This window comes from Halopseudomonas sp. L-58 (genome assembly GCF_056859475.1).
This window is the reverse complement of the sequence record NZ_JBSXON010000059.1, coordinates 46,288-69,806: the sequence shown is the minus strand read 5'-3', so window position 1 is coordinate 69,806 and position 23,519 is coordinate 46,288. Positions and strand designations below refer to the sequence as shown.

Sequence of the window (23,519 nt, the reverse complement as noted above, 5' to 3'; positions counted from 1 at the left end):
ATCCCCCTGCGGAGACGCACGGACCCGACTGAGGAGAGAAGTGAATGGCGGAAGTGACGGTCAAACAATTGGCTGACGAAGTAGGTACTCCGGTAGAGCGCCTGCTGCAACAGATGCAGGAAGCGGGTTTGCCGCAAACAGGTCCTGCCCAAGCGGTCAGTGATGACGAAAAGCAGGCCCTGCTGGCGTTTCTGAAAAGCGCCCATGGCGACTCCGGCTCGGAGCCGCGCAAGATTACCCTCAAGCGCAAGACGGTCAGCACCCTGAAGGTTGCCGGCAGCAAGACGGTCAACGTCGAAGTGCGCAAGAAACGCACTTACGTCAAGCGCGAACCGGCCGACCTGGAGGCCGAACGCCAGCGCGAGCTGGAGCAGCTGCGTGCCGCTGAAGAAGCGCGTCAGCAGGCTGCCGAGGCCGAGGCCAAGCGTCAGGCTGAGGAAGCTGCCCGTATTGAAGCAGAGGCCGAGGCCAAGCGTCAGGCTGAAGCGGCGGCTGTCGCTGCCGCTGCACAACCGGCAGCTGCGGCTGTAGAAGCTGCGCCGGCCCCTCAGCCGACCGAGGCGGCGCAGGCTGCCGCCGAGCACCACAAGAAGAAAGAAGAAAGCCGTCGCAAGGCCCGCGAAGAGGAAGAAGAGCGTGGTCGCAAGCGTGCTGGCGGTCATGGTGGCAAGGACAAGGCGCGTCATGCTCCGCGTATTTCGGTTGATGACGAAGCCGAAACCCGTCGCCGTGGCGGCGGTGGCAAGCTGAAGGCGGGCAAGAAGCGCAATCAGCACGGCTTCGAGAAGCCTACCGGTCCGGTGGTGCGTGAAGTCGTGATCGGCGAGACCATCACTGTGGCCGAGCTGGCGCAGAAGATGTCGGTCAAGGCGGCTGAAGTCATCAAGTACATGTTCAAGAACGGCACCATGGTCACCATCAACCAGGTGCTGGATCAGGACACTGCATCCATCGTTGCCGAAGACATGGGCCACAAGGTCAAGCAGGTTCGCGAGAGCGACCTGGAAGACAAACTGGTCGAGTCGCTGGCCCACGAAGGTGAAGAAGTCAGCCGTGCGCCGGTCGTCACCGTAATGGGTCACGTTGACCACGGTAAGACTTCGCTGCTGGATTACATCCGCCGTGCCAAGGTGGCTTCCGGTGAAGCCGGTGGTATCACCCAGCACATCGGTGCATATCACGTTGAAACCGATCGTGACATGGTTACCTTCTTGGATACCCCCGGCCACGCTGCGTTTACCGCGATGCGTGCCCGCGGTGCCAAGGCAACCGATATCGTGATTCTGGTGGTTGCCGCCGACGACGGCGTGATGCCGCAGACCGAGGAAGCGATTCAGCACGCCAAGGCGGCTGGTGTTCCGGTGGTTGTCGCCATAAACAAGATGGACAAGGAAGATGCCGATCCGGATCGTATCAAGAACGATCTGGCTGCCCGTGACGTTATTCCGGAAGAATGGGGTGGCGACACCATGTTTGTTCCGGTTTCCGCCAAGGCCGGTACCGGCATCGAAGAGCTTCTCGAAGCGGTTCTGCTGCAGGCCGAAGTCCTTGAGCTCAAGGCTCAGCCTTCTGCACCCGGTCGCGGTGTCGTCGTTGAATCCCGTCTCGACAAGGGCCGTGGCCCGGTTGCTACCGTGCTGGTTCAGAATGGCACCCTGCGTCAGGGGGACGTTGTACTCGCCGGTGTAAACTACGGCCGCGTTCGGGCAATGCTCGACGAGAACGGTCAGCCGATCAAGGAAGCCGGTCCGTCCATTCCGGTCGAGATTCTCGGTCTTGATGGCACGCCGGACGCCGGTGACGAACTCAACGTCGTTGTCGACGAGAAGAAGGCCCGCGAAGTCGCTCTGTTCCGTCAGGGCAAGTTCCGCGAGATCAAGCTGGCTCGTCAGCACTCGGCCAAGCTGGAAAACATGTTCGAAAGCATGGGCCAGGACGAGAAGAAGACCCTCAACATCGTGCTCAAGGCCGACGTGCGCGGTTCGCTGGAAGCGCTGCAGGGCTCGCTGGTCGACCTGGGCAACGACGAAGTACAGGTCAAGATTGTCTCCGGCGGTGTCGGTGGTATCACCGAGACCGACGCCAACCTGGCGCTGGCGTCCAACGCGGTGATCTTCGGTTTCAACGTTCGTGCCGATGCAACTGCACGCAAGATCGTTGAGAGCGAAGGTCTGGATCTGCGCTACTACAGCGTGATCTACGAGATCATCGATGACGTCAAGAAAGCACTGTCCGGTATGCTCGGCAGCGATGTCCGCGAGCAGATCCTGGGGGTTGCTGAAGTACGTGACGTATTCCGTTCGCCGAAGTTCGGCGCGGTAGCCGGTTGTATGGTCATCGAGGGAACTGTGTACCGTAACCGTCCGATCCGCGTTCTGCGCGAAGACGTCGTTATCTACGAAGGCGAGCTGGAATCCCTGCGTCGCTTCAAGGACGACGTGGGCGAAGTGCGTAACGGCATGGAGTGCGGTATCGGCGTCAAGAACTACAACGACGTTCGTCCCGGTGACCGTATCGAGGTCTTCGAGCGTGTTCAGGTTCAGCGCAGTCTGTAACACTACAGCGGCGGTCCTGCGGGGCGCCGCCTGACATTCGCAACAAACTCCGGGCTGCCAGGCAGCCCGGAGTTTGTTGCTTGAGACGGTTAATATGGCAAGAGAATACAGTCGTACCCAGCGTGTGGCGGATCAGATGCAGCGTGAGCTGGCTCAACTGATTCAGCGCGAGGTACGTGACCCGCGTCTGGGTATGGTGACCGTGACCGCGGTTGAAGTCAGTCGCGATATGTCCCACGCCAAGGTGTTTATCACTCTGATGAACCGGGACAGCGCCGAAGACATCGCGCTCAACCTTGAGATCCTCAAGGATGCCTCCGGTTATCTGCGGATGCTGCTTGGGCGTTCGATGAAGCTGCGAACCATTCCGCAACTGCATTTCCAGTACGACGAGAGCATTCGTCGTGGCGTGCATCTGTCTTCGCTGATCGAGCGGGCAGTGGCCGAGGATCGCCAGCACGGCGATGGCGACAAGGAGTAAACCGTGGCAGGAGCGAAGAGCAAGCGCCGTTCCATTGACGGCATCCTGATTTTCGACAAGCCGCTGGGCATGAGCTCCAACGCGGCCCTGCAGAAGGTGCGCTGGCTGTTCAACGCCAACAAGGGTGGTCACACCGGCAGCCTTGATCCGCTGGCGACCGGCGTGCTGCCGCTGTGCCTGGGTGAGGCAACCAAGTTTTCCCAGTACCTGCTGGACGCCGACAAGGCGTATGTCACCGAGGCGCGTCTGGGTATGACCACCGCCACCGGTGACGCCGAGGGCGATGTGCTGGAGATCAAGCCGGTCAACGTGACGCTGGCTGACGTCGAGGCACTGCTGCCGCGCTTTACCGGTGAGATCGATCAGGTGCCGCCGATGTACTCGGCGCTCAAGCATGAGGGGCAGCCGCTTTACAAGCTGGCCCGTGCCGGCGAAACCATCGAGCGCAAGGCGCGTACCATCACCATCAGTCAACTGAAGGTACTGGGCCTGGAAGGCGATCGTCTGCAGCTGGAAGTGCACTGCAGCAAGGGGACGTACATCCGCAGCCTGGTCGAGGACATCGGCGCTGCGCTGGGCTGTGGCGCGCATGTGTCAGCGCTGCGCCGGATCAAGGCCGGGCCGTTTGATTTGTCCCAATCGGTTACCCTGGAGGCGCTTGAGGCGCTGCACGCCGAGGGTGGCGCGGAGGCGCTTGATCATCTGCTGCTGCCGATGGATAGCGGGCTGGAAGACTGGCCGGTCCTGGAGTTGACCGAGCAGACCGCCTACTACCTGAATCACGGACAGGCGGTACGCGTACCGGGTAGTCCGGCGTTTGGCAAGGTGCGCCTGCGCGATGCCAGTGGCCGCTTTCTCGGTATCGGCGAAATGACCGACGATGCTCGGGTTGCGCCCAAGCGGTTGTTGCGCTTCGAGGCGTGATGTTCCGCGGCTTGTGCCGCCGGGACGTCATACAGAATTGGCTGAATCCCCGATCATTCGGGAGTATGATTCGGCATGGAGTTGACCCGATAGCGGGTCGCCACGAGGGTGGCTGTCAACAGGCATGGTCATTCCTCGATTTAAAACACGGGACACTGGTCCCGGCCTGTTACCTCAGAGGAAATACGAGATGTCACTGAGTGTTGAAGAAAAAGCTGCAATCGTTGCCGAGTACAAGCGTGCTGAAGGTGATACCGGTTCTCCGGAAGTCCAGGTAGCTCTGTTGACTGCAAACATCAACAAGCTGCAGGGCCACTTCAAAGAGAACAAGAAGGATCACCACTCCCGCCGTGGTCTGATTCGCATGGTTAACCAGCGTCGCAAGCTGCTGGACTACCTGAAGTCGAAGGACCTGTCTCGTTACAGCGCTCTGATCAGCAGTCTGGGTCTGCGTCGCTAAGACCAGCTCCGTTTGGACATGGCCGGGTCCGATCCCCGGCCATGCCCAGAGTTTCCCCCAAAGGCAAAAGAAGAGAGAGAAGACACCGTGAAACCGGTAATCAAGCAATTCAAGTTAGGCAGTAGCACAGTCACTATGGAAACAGGCCGCATTGCTCGCCAGGCTTCCGGTGCCGTTCTGGTCAGTATCGACAATGCTGTCAGCGTTCTGGTCACCGTTGTGGCCGCCAAGCAGCCCGAAGCTGGCCGCGATTTCTTCCCTCTGTCTGTTCATTACATCGAAAAGACTTACGCCGCCGGCCGTATCCCCGGTGGTTTCTTCAAGCGTGAAGGTCGTCCTTCCGAAAAGGAAACCCTGACTTCCCGCCTGATCGACCGCCCGATCCGTCCGCTGTTCGCCGAAGGTTTCATGAACGAAGTGCAGGTTGTCTGCACCGTCGTTTCCACCGACAAGACCACCGATCCGGATATCGCCGCGATGATCGGTACCTCCGCTGCCCTGGCCATTTCCGGTGTACCGTTCAGCGGCCCGATCGGCGCTGCCCGCGTTGCGTTCGACGATCAGCGCGGTTACGTGCTGAACCCGACCTACGAAGAACTGGCCACTTCGCGTCTGGACATGGTGGTTGCCGGTACCGAAGAAGCCGTGCTGATGGTTGAATCCGAAGCGCAAGAGCTGACCGAAGACCAGATGCTGGGCGCGGTCCTGTTCGCGCACATGGAATTCCAGGGCGCGATTGCGGCCATCAAGGAATTCGCTGCCGAAGCTGGCAAGCCGGCATGGGACTGGCAGGCGCCGGCGGAGAACACCGCGCTGATCAATGCCATCAAGAGCCAGTTCGGTGCCGGCATTGCTGACGCCTACACCATCGTCAACAAGCAGGAGCGCTACACCCGTCTGGGCGAGCTGCGTGACCAGGCCGTTGCCGCGCTGTCCGGCGAAGACGAAGGCAAGTTCCCGGCTGGTGAAGTCAAGGACGTGTTCGGCGAGATCGAATACCGCACAGTTCGCGAAAGCATCGTTAACGGCAACCCGCGTATCGACGGTCGTGACACCAAGACTGTCCGTCCGCTGAATATTGAGGTTGGCGTTCTGGACCGCACTCACGGTTCTGCACTGTTCACCCGTGGCGAAACGCAGGCGCTGGTTGTGACCACCCTGGGTACCGCACGTGACTCCCAGCTGCTCGACATGCTCGAAGGCGAGCGCAAAGAGCCCTTCATGTTCCACTACAACTTCCCTCCCTACTCGGTAGGTGAGTGTGGTCGTATGGGCGGTACTGGCCGCCGCGAAATCGGCCACGGCCGTCTGGCGCGTCGCGGCGTTCAGGCTGTCATGCCCGACATGGATCAGTTCCCGTACTCCATCCGTGTGGTTTCCGAGATCACCGAGTCCAACGGTTCCAGCTCCATGGCGTCCGTTTGCGGTGCCTCTCTGGCGCTGATGGACGCGGGCGTGCCGCTGAAGGCGCCGGTTGCCGGTATTGCCATGGGTCTGGTCAAGGAAGGCGAGAAGTTCGCTGTTCTGACCGACATCCTGGGTGACGAAGATCACCTGGGCGACATGGACTTCAAGGTGGCCGGTACCGAGAAGGGTGTTACTGCGCTGCAGATGGACATCAAGATCAACGGTATCACCGAAGAGATCATGGAAATCGCGCTGCAGCAGGCGCACGAAGCGCGTCTGCACATCCTCAAGCAGATGAACGAAGTGCTGCCCGAGTCGCGCAAGGAAATCTCTTCCAATGCGCCGACCATGCTGAGCATGAAGATCGACCCGGAGAAGATCCGCGACGTTATCGGCAAGGGTGGTGCAACCATCCGTGGTATCTGTGACGAGACTGGCGCCTCTATCGACATTACCGACGACGGCATGGTCAAGATCTTCGCCGCCAGCAAGGACGCCGCCAACGCTGCCAAGGCACGTGTTGACGCCATCACTGCCGAGGCCGAAATCGGCAAGGTCTACACCGGTAAGGTCGAGCGCATTGTCGACTTCGGTGCCTTCGTCAACATCCTGCCGGGTAAGGACGGCCTGGTTCACATTTCCCAGATCGCCAATGAGCGCATCGAGAAGGTGACCGACGTACTGCAGGAAGGTCAAGAAGTGAAGGTTCTGGTACTGGACGTGGACAACCGCGGCCGTATCAAGCTGTCCATGAAGGACGTTGAAGCTGCCGAGACCAGCGGAGTCTGACGACCCGCTGCCTCAGGCATCAGGAAACCCGGCTTCGGCCGGGTTTTTTTGTGGGCATTCACCCTGCATGATCGGGTTGGCACACCCTGTTTGCGTTCGCTGGTCGTCTGGGTGATGCTTCTGCCTGTATTGCGATGATGGAGCGGCGAAATGAAAGGGACGTCCCGGCTGGCGGCTGCGGGTGTAGTGCTGTTTACGACCCTTGGATTGCTGGGGTACCTCTGGGCCAACCAGTTGCGACTGGATGTTCCGGGTTATGGCTTTATTCGGCCCCAGGCAGCCGGGCTGTCTGTGCGCCTCGGCTCTCACCTGGTCTGGCTTGATCACGAGGGCCGGGAGCAACAGCATCTGGATATTGGTCAGGCCGGTATCGCTCCGGTGGGTGACCATGCCTTTTTCAGTAATGGTGATCTGCTGGTCTATCATCGCCCCGAAGAAGCCGGGTTCGACTACTGGCTGGCGCGCTACCTGCGGCTGCAGAAGACCGCCGGCAGGGCTCCCGTTGGTCCTGAGGGGTTTTATCGTTGCGCCCTGCCTCAACTGGCCTGTGAACCCTACGGTCGACTGCTGCCGGCAATGGACAGTGCCTTTCGTCTTGCGCTGGCGGCAGACGATGTTCTCTTTGTTGCGGATACGCCCGGCTTCCATGTTTACCGCCTGTCTGCCGATCAGCTTGAGCTGAAGCGCACACCTGAAGGACTGCTGCGTTTCCCCAATCAGCTTCGACTGACCGCTGATGGTCTTTGGGTCGCCGATACCAATAACCATCGGTTGGTGATGCTGGATGACGGCGTCGATGACTTTGGCTCGCGAAGGCGCGATGTTGAGCTGCCGGCCCAGGGCGCGCTGCGCTGGCCACATCAGTTTGCCGAACGCGCGGATGGCTGGCTGGTCAACCTGGCCAATAACGCCATGCGCGATGGCCGCCTGGTTCAGTTTGATGGCGATCTGAAGGTCATTGCCACGCCTGCTGCCGAGCTGATCGGTGATCCGTTGGCATTCGAGTTTTGGCGTGAACGTCTGTGGGTGGTCGACGGTGCCGCGCAACGGCTTTTCCTGCTGGATAGTCGGGGCGAACACCCGACCGCGATAGCGAGTCCGACGCTGACCTCGCTGGAGCAGCAGGCGACGCAGCAGCGTGAGCACTACCGCTGGCTGGGGTGGCTGGGACTTGGGGTGATGGGGCTTGGCCTGGTCGCTGGCTTTGCCGCGGCGTGGTTGCTGGAGCGCAAGGAAACCCTGGCGCAGTTCCGTGGTTTGGCCGGTCGCGGGTTCATTGCGGCGGTCGCGGCAGAACCTGCGCCGATTCCCGGAGGCGACGTCTACTGGCTACCCAATCGGCTGCAACGGCGCCTGCGCTGGATCATGCCGATGCTGGTGCTCGTCGTTGCAGCACTCGGGTATGTGTTGTTTCAGATAGTGATGCTGGGCAGCTCCGCCTGGCCGCTGGTGTTGCTGGCGTGCTACGGCGCGCTCTGCCTGGGGCTCATGATCCATGATCTGTGGGCCTCGGCGCGGCAGCGGCTTGGGGTGTCCGATCGGGCGTTGATCCTGGATGGGCAGGGCAGGCAGCGCACCGTCCCGCTGGCCGAGGTACGCTATAGCGCGACCCATCTGATTGCGGATGACCTTGTGCTGTTTCTGGGCAACCCAATGCAGCCGGTGTTTGACCGTCAGGCGCTGGAGACGCTGGTCTTCCCGCGGCTCAAAGCTTCGCGCTTGAGTCCGCCGTGGGCTGTCTGGATGGCACTGTGGCGCTGTCGCCACCCGCAGGCGGTGATGGGGGCCATTCTGATTCCGGTGACTCTGGCGCTGCTGCTTTTCTTGCCACAGCTGTCGTGAGTAAGCCGGAGCCCCCGGGTTGCACCGAAGCGCTCGCTATTGCTAATGGGGTATCAGGCCTTGCCTTGGTCGTCTGTGTCGGTATCGGCCCGTGCCTGCGCCTCGATGAGCTCCTGAAGATAGTCAGCGGTACTTTGACTGGCTGTGCGGTCACTGTTCTGCTGTAGGCGCTGGCGGTTGTCATCGGCCTGGATAGCAGGGCTGGAGGCGAGGAAGGATGCAACAATCAATGCAGACAGATTTTTCATGCAGGGTTCTCCTGTTGATGAGTACCGCCCCGGTTCCAGCGTATACTTCTGAAATATTCTGAAACTGTTTCTGTTTTTGCAGGATTTCTGGTTCTCGACTTTCTGTCGAGAACCTGTCGCAAGGGCGGTGTGGTCACTATATGGCAGCGACAAAGTGTCGCAGTAGCGCACTATTTGGCGATTCAGAATTTCCTTTTTGGAAACAATAGGCCCGTTTACGCCCGTCTCACTGTGCATTCGGGTCCCTCTGAACAACCCTGGTGGCGCTTGCGATGCAGGATATGAACGATCTGTTGTGCTTTGCTCGCGTCGTGCGTTTTGGCGGGTTTGCGGCCGCCGAACGAGCAACGGGTGAGCGCAAGTCGAAACTCAGCAAGCGGGTTGCGCGGCTGGAGACACACTTCGGCGCCCGGCTCATCGAGCGCTCCACTCGCCACTTCCGGGTGACGGATCTGGGGCGCGAGCTTTATCGTGAATGCGAAGTGATCCTGCAGCGGCTGGAGTCGGCCGAGGCGCTGGCGATGACAGCGCGTGATGAGGTGTCCGGTACGGTTCGAGTCAGCATGTCTTCCGGCATGCTGGAGTATTTGGGGCGCGATACCCTGGTCGACTTCATGACCCGCTATCCGCAAGTACGCGTGCAGATCCGGCTGTCCAGTCAGCGGATTGATCTGATTAATGAGCGCATCGATGTTGCCTTCCGAGTGGCAACCCGTTTCGATACCGATCAGTCATTGGCTATGCGTTCGCTTGGGGTTGGCGCACGTATTCTGGTTGCCAGCCCAGCGCTATTGCAGCGCATGGGGGGCGCGCCGGCACAGCTGGAGGATCTCAGCCGTTTCCCAACCCTGTCGGTTGGCGACATGCTGGAACGGGATCGCTGGGAGTTTGCCAATGATGCAGGCGAGACCTGCGACTTTCACCATGCCCCGCATATCAGTTGCGGTGACTTGCAACTGATATGCGAGGCGGCAGTTGCCGGTCAGGGCGTGGTGTTGTTGCCTGAACATATTTGCGAGCCGGAGGTTCGTTCAGGCCGGCTGGTTCACATCCTGCCCCAATGGCATGCACTGGAAGGCCAGATTCACATGGTCTTCACCACGCCCCGCGGCATGCTGCCGCCGGTGCGTGCTTTTATCGATCACTGTGTGGAAACCCTGGCGCAGCGTGGCGACCGGGCAGCGCGTTGATGGGCGCCGCCTGCAAGGGTGGCGCCGGAAATCGAGCTGGCGCTGCTGCACCGGCTGCAGCCTCATGCGGAGTATCGGGTGTCCTGTTCGGCATCGCCCCGCTTTTCCTGCTTGTGCTGGTCTTCGCTGGCGCCATGCTTCCAGTAGCTGGAGATGTACAGGTCGCTGCGGACGATTTGGCGTTCCTCTCGCAGGAATTGGCGCAATGCACGCATGCTGGCGAATTCGCACGCGGCCCATACATTCACGCGACCTGCCGGCCAGTCTATCTGGCGCAGACGCTCCACCAGTGCCGCAGGGTTGCTGCCGGGCTCGGGGTTGACCAGCCAGTTCAGCGCGATACCGGTTGGCGCGTTCAATGGCTGAATATCCGCCGGATCGATCACTTCCAGTACCGCGACTCCGCAGGCGCTGACCGGCAGGGACTCCAGATTGACACTGATAGCCGGCAGGGCAGTCATGTCACCGACTACAACAAATCCGTCGGCGTCCTGCGGCAGTGGCTTGCGCGGCCCAGGCCCGCCAATCAGGATGGTATCGCCAGGGCTGCATTGCTCGGCCCAGCTTGAGGCCGGACCGTCGTCGGCATGACGGACAAAGTCGACATCAATCTCGCCTGGACGCTGGGCGCGCACGGTATAGGTACGCATCCGTTGGGGCTGGGTGGCGGTCGCCGGGAAAATCAGTTTGATATAAGCGCCGGCCTGGGCATCCGGGAAGGCTTGCATGCCTTCTCCACCGAGGGTGACTCGCAGCATGTTGCGAGTCACTGGCTGCTTGCAGAGGACCTGCAGGGTCCGTGGTGCGGGTTTGGCCATGGATAATTCTCCAATCAGCTGTCTGGTGGCAGGTCGCCTTCCAGGTTTTGGGTCATATGCCAGGCGATACGGATAAAGTGCTCGACCTCTGCTTGGGTCAGGTCACGGGTCATGCGTGTAAGCGTTTGCTGCTCAAGTTCCTGAATGCGCTGCATCATTGCCTCACCTGCCGGGGTTGGGTGCAGCAACTGACTGCGTTTGTCTGCCGGGTTGCAGGCCTTGCTGATCAGTCCTGCTTCAAGCAGATCATTGAGTACGCGGGTGATCTGTGCCTTGTCACGGCGCATGCGCTGGGCGATGCGCCGGGCGGTACAAGCCTCCACATAGCACACTGCCTTGAGAATACGGACATGGGTGCCGGGCAACGGCAGATTGGCGTCACGGATGGTTTGCACCATGTGGCTTCGATAGGCGTGAGCGACTTGCTGCAGAGCGTGGCTGAGTGATGGGTGTTGCATCAATTTGGCTGTAATTAGGTTGATGTTCTCAACTATGTTTATTTTGGTTGACTGTGTCAATCAATTGCCGGCTGTGCCGACGAGCGGCTACATTGAGAAGGAAAGGGCTAATGGAGGAAATTGATGCCGCGCCTGTTTCTTGGTCTGGAGTTGCCTGAGCATCAGTGTCAGCAGTTACTGGCTCTGCAGGAGCCGATTGTTTCCTTGCGCTGGCAGACGGCTGCGCAGCTGCATTTGACTGTGCGTTTCATCGGTGATGTGCAAGATCTGCAGGTGGCCGAGTTGACATCGGCGCTGGCTGCGCTTGATGCGCCGGCGTTTTTACTTCAGCTCGGCGGAGTCGGCTATTTCGGCTCGCCGCAACGGCCAAGTATTCTCTGGGCTGGCGTGCTTGCGCCAGCGCCGCTGCAGGCGCTGCGTGAGCAGGTCGACGAGCTGATCGCCCCTTGGTGCGCCGCCGATCCGCAGCGCTTTGTGCCGCATGTCACGCTGGCGCGCTGCGGCTCGGGCAGCGGGCCTCTGCAAGGTTTCCTCCAGCGTCGGCGGGGATTGCTGTCGTCGCCCTGGCAGGTGAAAGAGCTTTGCCTGTTCAACAGCGATCCTGGCTCCGGTGGCTCGCGCTACTCGGTACTGGCGCGTTATCCATTGGAGGGCTGATGCAGCCATTGATTCGTCGTTACGACCCCGCAGCCGAGTATTACTTTGACGAAGGCTGTTATATCCATGAACTGTCCAATGCGGCGGATGATCCGCTGTTGTCGGTGGCTCGCGCGCGCCTGCCGCTGGGCGGGCAGACTCGCTGGCATCGGTTGCACGGGGTGACCGAACGTTATCTGATCGAGGCAGGTGAGGGGCTGGTCGAACTGGCAGATCAGCCGGCCCGGCTGGTGGGCGCCGGTGATGTGGTGGTCATCCCGGCGGGCTGCCCGCAGCGTATCCGCTGCGTCGGCGAGCAGGTGCTGGTGTTTTTGGCACTATGCACGCCGCGCTTTGTGCCGGGCTGCTACGAGGATCTGGAGCCGGTGGCCGGTTGATCGACCGAGGCGACTTCCGCAGCGGTGAGGGCCCTGTACTGCCCTGGCCGTAGCGCAGGGTCGAGTTGAATCGCGCCCATGCTTTCGCGGTGCAGGGTAGCCACCTGATTGCCAACGGCATGAAACATTCGCTTGATCTGGTGATAGCGGCCTTCGTAGATGGTTAGCCGGCATTCTCGTGCACCGAGCTGCTCCAGTTGCGCCGGTGAGGTGGTCAGCTGCTCGGTGGTCATGTAGATCCCGGCAGCAAAACGCTCGGCGGTGTCGCTGGTGATGGGCCGCAGTGTCGTGACGTGATAGGTCTTGGGCAGCTTTATCCTGGGCTCTGTCAGCCGCCTCGACCAGCTGCCGTCGTTGGTCAGAATCAGCAGTCCGCTGGAGCCGCGATCCAGGCGGCCACCGATATGCAGCTCCGCGCGCAGCTCGGCAGGAAACAGCTCCAGCACGGTTGGGTGCTGCGGGTCGCGGGTGGCGCTCAGGTAGCCGACCGGTTTATGCAACATGAAGAACAATGCAGGACGGTATTGCAGCAGCTGTTCTTCCAGACAGATAGCCACGAACTGGTCGACCTCAAAACGCGGGTCAAAGACCTGCTTACCGGCAACGGTTACCCGGCCGCTGGCAATCAGCAGGCGCGCGGTCTGCCGACTATGGGGCGTGTTATTGCTGATAAATCGGTCGAGTTTCATGGTCGCGGAGTATACGCGTCTGTCATCACTCCTCGCGATGGGTGCGCTCCCACTCCGGCGGGCGCCAGAGATGTTGCAGGCGCTGCCAAAGCGTGCCCGGTTTGCGCATGTCGCGGGCGATGTCGCGGTATTCGTGCAGCCAGTTGACCAACAGACTGTTGCTGCAGACAGGTCGGGTAATGCCGTACTCGATCGGCTGATCGTCGCGCTCGCTGGCAAATGTCCCAAACAGCCGGTCAAAGAGAATGAAGACACCACCGTAGTTTGTATCGATGTAACCGGGGTTGCGGGCGTGATGAACCCGATGGTGGTTCGGCGTGTTGAACACATACTCGATAGTCGGGTGCAGCTTGCCGATCAGGGTGGTATGGATGAAAAACTGATACACCAGTGACAGGGCATAGCAGACGCCGATCCATACCGGGTTGAAGCCCAGCAGCGATAGCGGCACATAGAACAGCCAGCCGCCGTTGAAGATATTGGTCGCGTTCTGGCGCATGGCGGTGGAGAAGTTCATCCGCTCGCTGGAATGGTGGGTCACGTGTGCGGCCCAGAACCAGCGTATTCGGTGGGAGCTGCGATGCATCCAGTAGAAGCACAGATCGGTCAGCACCCAGAGCAGAACTGCCGTAGTGAAGGTCAGCGGAATATCGAACAGTCGATGCTGGTAGGCCAGTGCGTGAACCGGGAAGGCAATCAGGCCGGCGAACAGTAACTCTGTCGTCTGGTATCCGGCTCCGAGCATGAAGTTGCGCACGGACTCCCGGGTGTCGACCAGCCTGTGGTCGTGGCGGATTTTAAGGTACTCCCAGACGAATACGCCAATGAACACCGGTGTAGCCAGGACGAATATCAGCTGGCGCTCATCGAATGCCAGCCAGGCGGGCAGAGCGTTCAGCAGGGTCGTCAGGCCGCTGTCTGCGAGCACCTGGGCAAAGCTGTCATAAAGGCGTTCCATCATCCCCTCCAGGTGCTATCGAATGTGATGATGCGCCATAGCGCCGCTTGAATATTGACCAGATATGCTGCATTTTTGACCCAATACGCCAACAGGAATCACCATGGCCATGCCCATGCGGGTCACCGGCGGCTGGATACAGCTGCTGACTGACTGGCTTGATCTTTACCAGTTCCCCGCCCCGGATTTGCGCCTGCTGCTGGATAGTCGGCGTCAGGACGAGGCGGTGCCTCTGGCACTCTGGCAGCAACTGCTGGAGCGCGCCAGTATGCTGCCTGCAACGGCGGTTGTGCCGGCGCTGGAGATAGGCGCGCAAGTTCGGCCGCGGCATGTCGGCGTACTTGGCTACCTGAGCCTTGCCAGCCATACGCTGGGCGAGGCATTGCAGGTCTACCAGCGCTATGAGCAGCTGTTCTACGGTCAGCAACTGGTTCGTGTACGCGTGCAGGGTGAGCTGGTTGTGCTCTGCTGGGATGCTGATGCCAGTACCGGGGCCTCGGCCGATACCGTAGCCATTGCAGCGCTGGTCAGTTTTCTGCGACGGCTGCTGCCGGAGGTATCGGCTGTGGCTCGGGTCGGATTTGTCTTTCCCGCGCCTGATGCTCGTTCGCGCGCGGCCTATGACGCCTTTTTTGGCTGTGAGGTCGTATTTGACGCTGCCGCTACCGAGGTCGCATTGCCAGTCAGTTGGCTGGCCTGCCGACTGCCGCACAGTGATCCGGACGTGCGCGAGCAGCTGGATCAACAGGCCAGGGCTCTGCTGCTGGCGCTGCCTGGAGCGGATGCCTTTGATTGCGCACTGCAGCGGGCGCTGGTGCGTCGGCTACCGGAGGGTGAGGTTGGATTAGAACTCGTTGCCGAGGAGCTGTGTCTGTCTGCGCGAACCCTGCAACGTCGTCTGCAGCAGCGCGGCCTGACTTGGCGGAGTTTGCTCGATCGCACCCGGCAGCGGCTTGCTGAAGCCTATCTGGCAGACTCGACGCTGCAACTCGGTGAGGTTGCGCTCTTGCTTGGGTTTTCCGAGCAGAGTGCCCTGAACAGGGCTTTTCGTCGCTGGACCGGGACAACACCTGCCCGCTGGCGTCGTACCCTGCGATAGGGCCAAGCGCAGCGGTACGTTTCAGCTTACAGTACGGACTACCCATTTTGACGGAAATCTGCCGCATGCCGTTTATTCAATTCCGCAGGTCTGATCTTGGGAGTCTTGGCCTCTGTCCAGGGCTGTTGGTGGGTAAACCATGACCTGGTGGCGGCTGGAAAGGCGCTTTCGCCGTTTGCTTGTCAGCCTCTCGCTCCTGGCTGTGCTGGGTGTGCTCGCCATTGAACTGTTGGTCTGGCAATGGCGCACGCTTGAGCGCGAACAGGTCCAGCATGATCTGATCATCCGCGCTTCTGATGTGCGCAGCACGCTCGAGACCCGGTTACTCGATGGCATCTATCTGACGCGTGGCCTGGTGTTTTTTTTGCACAGTCAGAAGGGCATGTCGGACCGGCAGTCCATCGAGGGCTGGCTTGCCAGCATGCTGGCCGGTGCTACCGATATCCGTAACATTGGTATTGCGCCGGATAATCGTATTGCGCTGATCTATCCCCTTGCCGGCAATGAGGCCGCCCTTGGGCTCGATTATCGCAAAACCCCGGCCCAGTGGCCCGCCGTTGAGCGGATGATGCAGACTGGCACACCCGTGCTGGCTGGGCCGCTGCAGCTGGTGCAGGGCGGGCAGGCGCTGCTCTATCGGGTCCCGGTATTCATGGATGACCGCTACTGGGGGCTGGTCAGCACCGTGATCAATGCTGATCTGGTACTGGGCATGCTGGAAACCGAGCCACGCTGGCAGGATCTGCACATTCAGTTGCAGCGCGTCGAGCCCGATGGGCAGGTGGTACCGATCTGGGGTGACGCGCTGGTCGCAGATGAGGTGCAGCAGAGCATGCCCATTCACTTGCCCGGCGTGACCTGGCGACTGGTCCTCCAGAACCGCCAACCGGCGGCGGGTGTGCAACTGCGGCACTGGACTCTGTACGCGGGTCTGGCGCTGATTCTGCTGCTGCTGGGCTATGCGTGGGGCAATGCCATTGCCCAGCAGCGCGAGCGTGAGGCCATGCGGGCCGAGAACGAGCGCCTCAAGAACGACTTTGTCTCAACGGTCAATCATGAATTGCGCACACCGTTGACCAGTATTATCGGTACCCTCAGCCTGCTGGCTGGCGGGGTCGTGGGGGAGCTCTCCGACAAGGCTCAGGACCTGGTTGCGGTGGCGCGCCGCAATGCCGAGCACCTGCTGAGGCTGATCAGTGATTTGCTTGATATCGACAAGCTGGCGGCCGGACAACTGCCTCTGGATATGCAGCCGCTGCGACTGAGTGCACTGTTGGAGGCGGCGATTGAGGAAAACGCCGGCTACGCGGCGCAGCATGAAATCCGCTGGATCTACGACAATCCCTGCCCGCAAGCCTGGGTCCGGGTGGATGCCACCCGATTCCGTCAGGTGCTGGATAATCTATTGTCCAATGCGGTGAAGTTCTCCCCGGCTGGCTCAGCGGTCAGTATTGCTGTGCATTCCGATGAGCATGAGCGTACCTGGCGCGTCAGTGTTACCGACCAGGGCGATGGCATTCCGCCGGCGTTTCAGCCCCGGGTTTTCGATCGATTCACTCAGGCTGACGGTTCCAGCAGTCGCAAGACAGGGGGAACAGGTTTGGGGCTGGCCATTGCCCGCGGGCTGATCGAGGGCATGGGCGGACGGATTGACTTTGTGTCCTCTCCGCAGGGCACCTGCTTCACCCTGCACATTCCCAAATTAACGACTGACCCACACTAGCCAACAAGGGGCGCAGATGGATTTGCAAGGCTACCTGAGCAGCAAACCCGAGGCCGAGGAGGCCTATCCGTTCGGTCCGCAGGCCCAGGTTTTCAGGGTTCAAGGCAAGCTGTTTGCGCTGGTGTTCCAGCGGGCCGGTTGCGAGTGCATCAATCTCAAGTGCGATCCGCAAGAGGCGGTCGGCCTGCGTGACCTGTTTGCTGCGGTCAGTCCCGGATATCACATGAACAAGCGCCACTGGAATACGGTCCGTAACGACGGCAGCCTGCCTGAGGGCGAGCTGCAGCGCCTGATTGATCAGTCTTACGCACTGGTGGTCAAAGGTCTGGCGCGAGCCGTGCGGCAGGGGCTGGAGGCGCGCCATGGGCATGATGCGTTGTATCGAGGCGCAGCCGGCGGAATCTGATGGTGTGCGCCTGCTACGCTTTGAAGTGGGAAAGCGTGCCATGGAGAAAACCGATGCAGCGAGAGCAGGCAAAAGCACAACTGGCCAGGTTGATGATGGCGCAAATGGCCCCATCAGAGCGTGCCGAGGTTGTTGCCTTCTGGTTCTTCTGCGGCTTCTGTGAGGGTGATCCGCAGGTGGCTGCCCTGCCTGACACGCTAAGAGCGCTGGTATGTCGCGGCGTTGAGCCTGCCAACCCGAACGACAGCCAGCTGGACCCGTTGGTACAGGCCAGTCTGGTTGAGGATTTGTATGGCGTGACCAACAGCTATCTGCGTGAGGCGTTGAGCGAACGCGGCATGATCGTCCAGCAGGTCGACGGTGAGGCTGAGCCGATGTTTCCCTGCCCGTGCTGTGATTATTTCAGCCTGAGCAGTGAAAGCGGCTATGAAATCTGCCCTGTCTGCTTTTGGGAAGATGACGGCGTGCGTGCCCCGGCAGAATTCAGCGCGCCCAACCATCTGACCCTGGCGGCAGGACGGCAGAACGTACTGACGCTGGGCGCCTGCGATCCGGCATCGGTTGCGCGGGTCGACAGGCAAGCGCGGCGGCGTTACCGTGCATTGCATTATCACTGACGAGTTGCAGGCCCAGCCTATGTCCGGAACATGTCTTGTGCTTTCTGCGCTGATACAGACAGCTGCAGGATCGGGAGTATCTGGCGCATGAGAGAGAGTGCCGTTCGACGCTTGCTGCGTTCCAGTGGCAGAGGGTACCTGCTTGAGGCCGTAGTGTGTTTTGGCAGCCTGGTGGTGCTGATTGGTCTAGGTGTGCTGATGCTGCCGATGGCCTTTGCCAACGAGGCGGACAAACCCTTCGCCTGGCTGCTTACGTTGTTACTGCTTGGTGGGCTGTGCGGCCTCTGGGCTCTGATCCAGCTGGTGTCCAAGGTGGTTGTGCCGACGCGTGAAGTGGCTTCGCCCCGGGCCATCGTGATCATGCTGTTGCTGGGTGTGGCCAGCCTGCTGACCTTCTATAGTCACTGGACGTTATCGCCGGCTGCCAATCTGATGCTGGTGGTCCTGCCGTTGATCGGCAGCGCGCATTTTCTGTTTCTGGCGCGGGGCTATCTGGCGCGCCGTGGTTGACAGCAATGGGGTATATCCGCTCGACTGGGGGCTTTCCCACGCCGGATGAGCGCCCATCATGACTGAAACCGCCGTTACCCTGCTGTCGATCAATGCCGCCGAGCCGCAGGCACTGCGCATTGGTACGCGTTTAACCCGTACCGGGCATTTCAAACAGGCCTGCAGCGGCGAAGTGCTGATCGGTGCCGGCGGCATTGCCGGGGATTTTATTGCCGACCTGAAGCACCATGGCGGCCCCGATCAGGCGGTCTACCTCTACAGTCAGGTAGACATCGACTGGTGGAGCGAACAGCTGCAGCGCCCGCTTGAGCCCGGCTTTTTTGGCGAGAACCTGACTCTCTCGCACTGGTGGCCGGAGCTGCGCATCGGCGACCGTGTGCGCATTGGCGAGCTGTTGCTGGAGATCACCGCACCGCGGATTCCCTGCTCAACACTGGCGGCACGGGTGGGCGACAGTCGCTTTGCCAAGGCCTTCGTGAAAGCCGAACGCTGCGGCGCCTACGCGCGGGTGCTCAACGAAGGTGTCGTCTGCGTCGGACAGACGCTAGCCGTAACCCCGGGTGATACGGCCTTCCCCAGCATCAACGAGGTGTTCCGTTACTGCCACGGCAAGGGCCTGAATCCGACCTTTCTGCGCCGCTTGCTGGACGCACCGCTGGCCGAGAAGATGCGCGCCGAGATGCAGCAGAAGCTCCGCCGGGCCGAGCAGCAGACCCAGCCGCTACCCGGCCTGTAAAGGCTCCCCAGGGGCCGCGTCTTCGAGCACCGGTTGCCAGCCCGGGTCCGGCGCAAAGCGGGGGCCGAGATCGTTACTCAGCTCACGCAGGCGCTGCACGATCGCCGCATGTCCGGTTTCGCGTGCGTGACAAAGCGGCCCGCCGCGAAACGGCGGGAAATAGCCTGCCAGCACCAGAGCTGCATCCAGCATGTCCGCGTCGCTGACAATACCCTGACGGCAGGCGCGTACCGCACTATTGAGCAGGCTGAGCAGCAACCGGTCGCCCTGGTCGGCGCTGAGTTTGGCTGACCGGGTTTTGCCGGTTTTCCAACGGCGCCGTTTGGGGGCAAGCAACGATGTGCGCCCCTGCTCGACGCTGTTGCTCAGGATGGCAGGGGGCTCCGATAAGGGGGTGTCGCGTTCGCCGTGCAGGCGCTCGAACAGGGCCAGGCAGTGGCTCAGGCCCCATCCCTCAGCAATTGCCAGCGGGCCTTGGGGGCAGCCGAACGCCAGGGCCGCCTGTTCGATGGCGTCGGCGCTGGCTCCTTCCTCCAGCAGCAACATGGCTTCCAGCAGCCAGGGTGCCAGCACCCGGCGCAACAACAGACCCGGCTGGCTGCTGACCGGCAGCGGCAGACAGCCTAGCTGGCCGACCAGCTGACGGGCGTGCTGCTGACTGATAGTGCGGCTGGTGCTATGCGCGGCAATCTCGACTAGGGCGCCGCGCTCTGGCGAAGCGAAGCGCAGGCCCAGCAGGCGGCCGGCATCGCCGAGTGCGGCGCGCAGCGGCTCTACCGGATCGGCGAAGCTGAGCACCAGGGCCTGCGGGCGCAGGCTGGTTTCCAGTGTTTGCAGTTGCGCGCGGCGCTGTTCCATATCCGCCTGCTGGCTGTCGATCACGGCATCGGCCAGCGCCACCCCGTGGTGCTGCGGATCAAAAACCAGCGCGTCCAGCGCCTGCTGGCGCTGTGCGTCGTCACGGGCCAGCCGGCGGATCTGCCCGATGCAGGCGCTCATGCTGGCTGCCGAGCCGCCAACGCTGACGCGCAGGCCGGCCAGCGCCGCCAGTGCCGCAAGCTGAATACTGTCTTCGCTGTCGCCGATCAGATGCAGCTGGGACAGGCGACGGCTTTCCTTGCCGGCGGCCAGCTCCTTGAGGCGCTGGCGCTGGAAGAACAACTGAATCAGGTGGCGGCTGGTCGGGCTATTGAGCAAGCGCGCGAAGGAATAGATCTCCCGGTGCAGCAGCAGGTCGGGCTGGCCGCCGTGGCGCTGCCAGAGCTCGATCAGGGCCTCAGCCGCCGGGTAGTGGCGCGGGTCGGCCTTGGCGCCGGCCTGACGGCGCATAGCCAGTGCGGCCAGTCGGCGCACCCAGTTCAGCCGGAACGGGCGCGCTTTCAGGTTACGGCGCCGCAGCTCCAGCCGGCCGTTGAGGGCATCGTCGATCAGCGGCCTGAGCTTGTGCTCGGCAGCGACCTGGTCAAGCAGCCCTGCCTTGTGGGCTTGTTCGGCGCTAAGCGCCTTGCCGGTCAGCATCATGCGCATCGCCAGCATCGGGTCGATCAGGTCGGGCAAGCGTGCGGTAGCGCCCAGCCCGGGATGCAGTCCAACTCGAATTTCCGGCAGGCCGGTGCGGGTGTCCGGCGTTGCCAGCCGCATGTCGCAGCACAGCGCCAGCTCCAGCCCGCCGCCCAGGGTCTCGCCATGCAGCACAGCCAGGGTCGGGCAGGGCAGGTCGATCAGTTGCTGGGCCAGCAGGTGGGCGTCGACCAGTTGCCGCACCGCATCGGCTTCGTTGTCGAGCTGGCGGAAGTCTTTCAGATCAGCGCCCATGCAGAACCCGGACGGCTTGGCCGAACGTATGACCAGCGCAGCCGGCATGTCGCGGCGCAGGCTGGCCAGCACGTCGCCCAGCTCGGTCATCGCCGCCACGCAGAGCAGGTTGGCGTTGCTGTCGGCGTGGTCGAACAGCAACCAGGCTACGTTGCGTTCGTCCCGGCGCAGGCGCCAGTGGCGCCAGGTGGGCTGGGCAGGGTGCTGCAGTTCCAGATAGTTGAACGGCCCCAGCTCGCGTTCGCGCAGCGTGAGCGGGTTGCTCGCCTCGGTCATGCGCTGGTCTCCTGTGGGTAGCTGATCAGCAGTGCCCGCGCGTGGCCGTCGGCGTGCTGATCGCAAACGATGCCGCGGCAAAGCGCATGACGTTGCAGGCTGTCCGCCAGCTGCAGCACCTGGCGGCAGCCGTCACCCGCGCTCAGTGTGCCGAGGGCGAGGCTGCCGCCGTGAACGTTGAGGCTGCACGGGTCCAGACGGCCGACGGGCTGTTCCAGCTCAAGCTGACGGCGGCAGAAATCGGCATCCTGCCAGGCGGCCAGATGGCTCAGCAGTGCCAGTGCAGGCGACTCCGGCAGCTCCCATTGATCGATATCGTCGAGCGACAACCGCTGCTGGCGCAGCAGGCGTGTGGACGCCAGCAAGGGTGCCAGCGTCGGGTAGTCAGACGGTGCCTGGGCATGCGTGCCGGCTCCGAGCTGGGCGAGCGGCGCGCGTTTCAGCTGTTGCAGTCCCGCCGTTGAGGCCAGCAGCAGGGCGCAGGCACCCGCCACTGCGTTCGCCTGGTCTTCGTTGTGTGTGCGCCCCTGGCTATCGAACAGGGTTACACGGTGACGGGCAGTGAGTCCGCCCTGTTCGGCATCGTCAGCGCGCAGGCGACTGGCTTCAGCGAAGGCACTGGCGTCTTCATCCTGTATATCGAACATGCGCGCTGTGCGCTTGGCGGACGTCAGCAGTGGCTCCTGGGGTGCGGCTTGCCGATCGGCGCTGATGACCAGCACCAGGTCGGCGTCGCCGCTGCGAATCTGCTGGCTGGCCAGCGCAACTGCCGAGAGGCCATGGCTGCATTGATACAGCTCGGTCGTGCTGTCCAGCCGCAGGCGTTTGCGCAGGGGGTGTACCTGAGATGCGCCGTCCGCCGCGAGAATCAGGCTGTCCAGCCGGTGCGCAGGAACCGCACAGCGCAGCAGCAGCGGTGCGCCGCACTGCAGCGCCAGGTCGAGCAGACCAAAGCCGCTGGTCTGCAGCGTTGCGGCGTTGACCCAGGGCGTGCGCAGGCCATCAATGAGAAAAACAGCGGCTGGCGCGGAGGCAGAGTGATTGGTCTGGCTGTCCATGCAGGGCTCGTGTGGTTGAACGTCAAATCAGGCGGATGCGCGGCGCAGGCCCGTGCGACTTTCCGTGACGGGAAGGCCGCGCAGGCTATGACCGGACCGACCCGGATCAGTTCAGTGTAGATAAGTGATGAGCAAAAGTGCGGCGCCCTGAAAGGCGCCGCCGGAAGGGGGATCAGTCGCGGGCGAGCGCCAGAGCAACGCCCTGGCCGCCGCCGATGCATAGCGTCGCCAGGCCTTTCTTGGCGTCGCGGCGCAGCATTTCGTGCAGCAGAGTCACCAGTACACGGCAGCCGGAGGCGCCGATCGGGTGACCCAGTGCGATGGCACCGCCGTTGACGTTGACCTTGCTGGCGTCCCACTGCAGTTCCTTGCCGACAGCCAGGGCTTGAGCCGCGAATGCCTCGTTGGCTTCGATCAGATCCAGATCGGCAACCTGCCAGCCGGCCTTGGCCAGGCAGCGCTGAGTGGCTGAAACCGGGCCAATGCCCATGATCGCCGGATCAACGCCGGCGTTGGCGTAGGAGGCGATGCGGGCCAGCACCGGCAGGCCCAGCTCGGCGGCCTTGCTGGCGCTCATCATCAGCACTGCAGCGGCGCCATCGTTCAGGCTGGAGGCGTTGCCGGCGGTAACGCTGCCGTCTTTCTTGAATGCAGGCTTGAGCGCAGCGAGGCTTTCGGCAGTGGTACCGGCGCGGGGTTGCTCATCCTGGGTGATCAGCAGGGCGTCGCCCTTGCGCTGGGGAATGCTCACCGGAGTGATTTCCTGATCGAATACGCCAGTATCGCGTGCGGTAACCGCTTTCTGCTGGGAGGCGGCGGCGAAGGCGTCCTGCTCCTCGCGGCTGATGCCGTACTTTTCGACCAGGTTTTCGGCGGTAATGCCCATGTGATAGTTGTTGAACGCATCCCACAGGCCGTCCTGAATCATGGTGTCGATCATTTGGCCATGACCCATACGCTGACCGGTGCGGGAGGTCGGGATGATGTGCGGCGACAGGCTCATGGACTCCTGGCCACCGGCGATCATGATTTCGGCATCGCCGCAGCGGATGGCCTGAGCGGCCAGATGCAATGCCTTGAGGCCGGAGCCACAGACCTTGTTCAGGGTCAGAGCGGGAACGCTGTGCGGCAGGCCGGCGTGGATAGCAGCCTGGCGAGCGGGATTCTGGCCGCAGCCTGCGGTCAGAACCTGGCCGAAGATGACCTCGTCAACCGAAGCCGGATCGATTTCGGTTTCGTCGAGCAAGCGGCGGATAACGGTAGCACCCAGCTCATGGGCGGGTACCTTGGCAAACTGGCCCCCGAAACTGCCGATGGCGGTACGGGTGGCGGCAACAATCACGACCTCTTGCATGAACGGGCTCCTCTATGCAGGCACTGTTTTTCGAGTGCACAAGCATAGAGGGGCGCCCTACTCCAGACAAGT

23 protein-coding genes are annotated in these 23,519 nt (G+C 61.9%); 15 read left to right on the top strand and 8 right to left on the bottom strand.

The genetic code is table 11. The features are described from left to right. Nucleotides 1-44: 44 nt before the first annotated feature. The 6 genes from infB (at nucleotide 45) to AC13EY_RS09385 (ending at nucleotide 8,458) form a co-directional block, all read left to right on the top strand. The gene (infB, locus tag AC13EY_RS09410; protein WP_482876499.1) at nucleotides 45-2,555 is read left to right on the top strand and encodes a translation initiation factor IF-2; all 2,511 of its coding nucleotides are present in this window, start codon (nucleotides 45-47) and stop codon (nucleotides 2,553-2,555) included. Between the two features lie 94 nt (nucleotides 2,556-2,649). Then, on the top strand, nucleotides 2,650-3,036 hold the full coding sequence (rbfA, locus tag AC13EY_RS09405) for a 30S ribosome-binding factor RbfA (RefSeq protein WP_335600605.1): 387 nt from the start codon (nucleotides 2,650-2,652) through the stop codon (nucleotides 3,034-3,036). Between the two features lie 3 nt (nucleotides 3,037-3,039). Beyond that, a complete protein-coding gene (gene truB / locus AC13EY_RS09400) occupies nucleotides 3,040-3,960 on the top strand; it encodes a tRNA pseudouridine(55) synthase TruB (protein ID WP_335599024.1) in 921 nt (306 codons plus the stop codon). 190 nt (nucleotides 3,961-4,150) lie between these two features. Beyond that, entirely contained in the window at nucleotides 4,151-4,420 is a 270-nt protein-coding gene (rpsO, locus tag AC13EY_RS09395; RefSeq protein WP_088276391.1) for a 30S ribosomal protein S15, read from the top strand. An 87-nt stretch (nucleotides 4,421-4,507) separates the two neighbouring features. Beyond that, a complete protein-coding gene (gene pnp / locus AC13EY_RS09390) occupies nucleotides 4,508-6,616 on the top strand; it encodes a polyribonucleotide nucleotidyltransferase (protein ID WP_335600604.1) in 2,109 nt (702 codons plus the stop codon). 150 nt (nucleotides 6,617-6,766) lie between these two features. Beyond that, a complete protein-coding gene (locus AC13EY_RS09385) occupies nucleotides 6,767-8,458 on the top strand; it encodes a hypothetical protein (RefSeq protein ID WP_335600603.1) in 1,692 nt (563 codons plus the stop codon). A 53-nt stretch (nucleotides 8,459-8,511) separates the two neighbouring features. Here AC13EY_RS09385 and AC13EY_RS09380 read toward each other — a convergent pair whose 3' ends face one another. After that, nucleotides 8,512-8,706 carry a hypothetical protein gene (locus AC13EY_RS09380; protein WP_233048375.1) on the bottom strand — a complete coding sequence of 65 codons (195 nt, stop codon included), beginning with the start codon at nucleotides 8,704-8,706 and terminating at the stop codon, nucleotides 8,512-8,514. A 281-nt stretch (nucleotides 8,707-8,987) separates the two neighbouring features. Here AC13EY_RS09380 and AC13EY_RS09375 point away from each other — a divergent pair, with 281 nt between their 5' ends. Next, nucleotides 8,988-9,896 carry a LysR family transcriptional regulator gene (locus AC13EY_RS09375; protein WP_335600602.1) on the top strand — a complete coding sequence of 303 codons (909 nt, stop codon included), beginning with the start codon at nucleotides 8,988-8,990 and terminating at the stop codon, nucleotides 9,894-9,896. 62 nt (nucleotides 9,897-9,958) lie between these two features. Here AC13EY_RS09375 and AC13EY_RS09370 read toward each other — a convergent pair whose 3' ends face one another. Further along, nucleotides 9,959-10,714: a siderophore-interacting protein gene (locus tag AC13EY_RS09370; protein WP_335600601.1), complete on the bottom strand. Its 756-nt coding sequence runs from the start codon at nucleotides 10,712-10,714 to the stop codon at nucleotides 9,959-9,961. 14 nt (nucleotides 10,715-10,728) lie between these two features. Next, entirely contained in the window at nucleotides 10,729-11,112 is a 384-nt protein-coding gene (locus tag AC13EY_RS09365) for a MarR family winged helix-turn-helix transcriptional regulator (RefSeq protein ID WP_228246860.1), read from the bottom strand. 183 nt (nucleotides 11,113-11,295) lie between these two features. On the opposite strand from AC13EY_RS09365, the gene thpR reads away from it, so the two are divergent. Further along, nucleotides 11,296-11,829, top strand: coding sequence for an RNA 2',3'-cyclic phosphodiesterase (thpR, locus tag AC13EY_RS09360; RefSeq protein WP_335600600.1), 534 nt, complete (start codon nucleotides 11,296-11,298; stop codon nucleotides 11,827-11,829). Next, on the top strand, nucleotides 11,829-12,206 hold the full coding sequence (locus tag AC13EY_RS09355; protein ID WP_228246862.1) for a cupin domain-containing protein: 378 nt from the start codon (nucleotides 11,829-11,831) through the stop codon (nucleotides 12,204-12,206). Before thpR ends, AC13EY_RS09355 begins: the two co-directional genes overlap by 1 nt. Here AC13EY_RS09355 and AC13EY_RS09350 read toward each other — a convergent pair. Further along, a complete protein-coding gene (locus AC13EY_RS09350; RefSeq protein ID WP_335600599.1) occupies nucleotides 12,176-12,895 on the bottom strand; it encodes a pseudouridine synthase in 720 nt (239 codons plus the stop codon). The two genes, AC13EY_RS09355 and AC13EY_RS09350, sit on opposite strands and share 31 nt — an antisense overlap. Before the next feature lie 25 nt (nucleotides 12,896-12,920). Continuing rightward, on the bottom strand, nucleotides 12,921-13,853 hold the full coding sequence (locus tag AC13EY_RS09345; protein WP_228246864.1) for a sterol desaturase family protein: 933 nt from the start codon (nucleotides 13,851-13,853) through the stop codon (nucleotides 12,921-12,923). Nucleotides 13,854-13,956: 103 nt separating this feature from the next. Between AC13EY_RS09345 and AC13EY_RS09340 the strand changes: the two genes are divergently transcribed. The 6 genes from AC13EY_RS09340 to AC13EY_RS09315 all read left to right on the top strand — a co-directional run bounded on the left by AC13EY_RS09340 (nucleotide 13,957) and on the right by AC13EY_RS09315 (nucleotide 18,944). Next, a complete protein-coding gene (locus AC13EY_RS09340) occupies nucleotides 13,957-14,952 on the top strand; it encodes an AraC family transcriptional regulator (RefSeq protein WP_335600598.1) in 996 nt (331 codons plus the stop codon). Nucleotides 14,953-15,091: 139 nt separating this feature from the next. After that, on the top strand, nucleotides 15,092-16,675 hold the full coding sequence (locus AC13EY_RS09335; protein WP_269688585.1) for a sensor histidine kinase: 1,584 nt from the start codon (nucleotides 15,092-15,094) through the stop codon (nucleotides 16,673-16,675). Nucleotides 16,676-16,691: 16 nt separating this feature from the next. Then, on the top strand, nucleotides 16,692-17,081 hold the full coding sequence (locus AC13EY_RS09330) for an MmcQ/YjbR family DNA-binding protein (protein ID WP_228246867.1): 390 nt from the start codon (nucleotides 16,692-16,694) through the stop codon (nucleotides 17,079-17,081). Nucleotides 17,082-17,134: 53 nt separating this feature from the next. Then, nucleotides 17,135-17,698: a CPCC family cysteine-rich protein gene (locus AC13EY_RS09325; RefSeq protein WP_269688586.1), complete on the top strand. Its 564-nt coding sequence runs from the start codon at nucleotides 17,135-17,137 to the stop codon at nucleotides 17,696-17,698. Between the two features lie 87 nt (nucleotides 17,699-17,785). Next, complete coding sequence (locus tag AC13EY_RS09320; protein WP_228246869.1) at nucleotides 17,786-18,208, top strand: hypothetical protein; 423 nt, start codon at nucleotides 17,786-17,788, stop codon at nucleotides 18,206-18,208. A gap of 58 nt (nucleotides 18,209-18,266) precedes the next feature. Further along, complete coding sequence (locus AC13EY_RS09315; protein WP_335600597.1) at nucleotides 18,267-18,944, top strand: MOSC domain-containing protein; 678 nt, start codon at nucleotides 18,267-18,269, stop codon at nucleotides 18,942-18,944. Here the strand turns inward: AC13EY_RS09315 and AC13EY_RS09310 are convergent. The 3 genes from AC13EY_RS09310 to AC13EY_RS09300 all read right to left on the bottom strand — a co-directional run bounded on the left by AC13EY_RS09310 (nucleotide 18,930) and on the right by AC13EY_RS09300 (nucleotide 23,447). Next, nucleotides 18,930-21,035 carry an enoyl-CoA hydratase-related protein gene (locus AC13EY_RS09310; protein ID WP_482876503.1) on the bottom strand — a complete coding sequence of 702 codons (2,106 nt, stop codon included), beginning with the start codon at nucleotides 21,033-21,035 and terminating at the stop codon, nucleotides 18,930-18,932. The genes AC13EY_RS09315 and AC13EY_RS09310 overlap by 15 nt on opposite strands. Continuing rightward, nucleotides 21,032-22,093, bottom strand: coding sequence for an acetyl-CoA C-acetyltransferase (locus AC13EY_RS09305; RefSeq protein ID WP_233048363.1), 1,062 nt, complete (start codon nucleotides 22,091-22,093; stop codon nucleotides 21,032-21,034). The genes AC13EY_RS09310 and AC13EY_RS09305 overlap by 4 nt, the downstream gene beginning before the upstream one ends. Before the next feature lie 172 nt (nucleotides 22,094-22,265). Further along, nucleotides 22,266-23,447, bottom strand: coding sequence for an acetyl-CoA C-acetyltransferase (locus AC13EY_RS09300; protein ID WP_228246873.1), 1,182 nt, complete (start codon nucleotides 23,445-23,447; stop codon nucleotides 22,266-22,268). Nucleotides 23,448-23,519 lie beyond the last annotated feature (72 nt).

Bases quoted from the DNA above. Each gene is read 5' to 3' on its own strand.
- AC13EY_RS09345 (WP_228246864.1), bottom strand. From the start codon at position 13,853: ATGGAACGCCTTTATGACAGCTTTGCCCAGGTGCTCGCAGACAGCGGC.
- AC13EY_RS09370 (WP_335600601.1), bottom strand. From the start codon at position 10,714: ATGGCCAAACCCGCACCACGGACCCTGCAGGTCCTCTGCAAGCAGCCA.
- rbfA (WP_335600605.1), top strand. From the start codon at position 2,650: ATGGCAAGAGAATACAGTCGTACCCAGCGTGTGGCGGATCAGATGCAG.
- AC13EY_RS09310 (WP_482876503.1), bottom strand. From the start codon at position 21,035: ATGACCGAGGCGAGCAACCCGCTCACGCTGCGCGAACGCGAGCTGGGG.
- AC13EY_RS09315 (WP_335600597.1), top strand. From the start codon at position 18,267: ATGACTGAAACCGCCGTTACCCTGCTGTCGATCAATGCCGCCGAGCCG.
- AC13EY_RS09340 (WP_335600598.1), top strand. From the start codon at position 13,957: ATGGCCATGCCCATGCGGGTCACCGGCGGCTGGATACAGCTGCTGACT.
- AC13EY_RS09335 (WP_269688585.1), top strand. From the start codon at position 15,092: ATGACCTGGTGGCGGCTGGAAAGGCGCTTTCGCCGTTTGCTTGTCAGC.
- AC13EY_RS09350 (WP_335600599.1), bottom strand. From the start codon at position 12,895: ATGAAACTCGACCGATTTATCAGCAATAACACGCCCCATAGTCGGCAG.
- AC13EY_RS09300 (WP_228246873.1), bottom strand. From the start codon at position 23,447: ATGCAAGAGGTCGTGATTGTTGCCGCCACCCGTACCGCCATCGGCAGT.
- AC13EY_RS09330 (WP_228246867.1), top strand. From the start codon at position 16,692: ATGGATTTGCAAGGCTACCTGAGCAGCAAACCCGAGGCCGAGGAGGCC.
- AC13EY_RS09375 (WP_335600602.1), top strand. From the start codon at position 8,988: ATGAACGATCTGTTGTGCTTTGCTCGCGTCGTGCGTTTTGGCGGGTTT.
- infB (WP_482876499.1), top strand. From the start codon at position 45: ATGGCGGAAGTGACGGTCAAACAATTGGCTGACGAAGTAGGTACTCCG.
- AC13EY_RS09365 (WP_228246860.1), bottom strand. From the start codon at position 11,112: ATGGTGCAAACCATCCGTGACGCCAATCTGCCGTTGCCCGGCACCCAT.
- AC13EY_RS09325 (WP_269688586.1), top strand. From the start codon at position 17,135: ATGCAGCGAGAGCAGGCAAAAGCACAACTGGCCAGGTTGATGATGGCG.
- rpsO (WP_088276391.1), top strand. From the start codon at position 4,151: ATGTCACTGAGTGTTGAAGAAAAAGCTGCAATCGTTGCCGAGTACAAG.
- AC13EY_RS09380 (WP_233048375.1), bottom strand. From the start codon at position 8,706: ATGAAAAATCTGTCTGCATTGATTGTTGCATCCTTCCTCGCCTCCAGC.
- AC13EY_RS09385 (WP_335600603.1), top strand. From the start codon at position 6,767: ATGAAAGGGACGTCCCGGCTGGCGGCTGCGGGTGTAGTGCTGTTTACG.
- AC13EY_RS09355 (WP_228246862.1), top strand. From the start codon at position 11,829: ATGCAGCCATTGATTCGTCGTTACGACCCCGCAGCCGAGTATTACTTT.
- AC13EY_RS09305 (WP_233048363.1), bottom strand. From the start codon at position 22,093: ATGGACAGCCAGACCAATCACTCTGCCTCCGCGCCAGCCGCTGTTTTT.
- thpR (WP_335600600.1), top strand. From the start codon at position 11,296: ATGCCGCGCCTGTTTCTTGGTCTGGAGTTGCCTGAGCATCAGTGTCAG.
- AC13EY_RS09320 (WP_228246869.1), top strand. From the start codon at position 17,786: ATGAGAGAGAGTGCCGTTCGACGCTTGCTGCGTTCCAGTGGCAGAGGG.